Here is a 268-nt window from a genome sequence, read left to right on the forward strand (position 1 = left end):
CCAACAGCGTAATGAAACGTCTGAAATCTACATTCCACCTGGTCCACGTCTAGGTAATAAGGTTGTAGAAGTTGAAGGCATCAGTAAATCGTTTGATGGTCGCGTATTGTACGAGAACTTAAGCTTTACTGTACCGCCTACAGCGATTGTTGGTATCGTTGGTCCAAACGGTGCAGGTAAGACGACGTTATTCCGTATGATGACTGGTGAGCAGCAACCTGATACAGGTACTGTGACATTAGGTGATTCAGTTAAAGTGGCTTATGTT

Annotated in this window: 1 protein-coding gene; it reads left to right on the plus strand. The window is 44.0% G+C overall.

Annotation, left to right across the window (positions count from 1 at the left end):
• A partial coding sequence (locus VJI93_RS08880; RefSeq protein ID WP_324009336.1) for an ATP-binding cassette domain-containing protein occupies window positions 1-268 on the plus strand: 268 nt, incomplete at both ends.

The organism is Parvimonas sp. M20 (assembly GCF_035282425.1).
Taxonomy (GTDB): Bacteria; Bacillota; Clostridia; order Tissierellales; family Peptoniphilaceae; genus Parvimonas.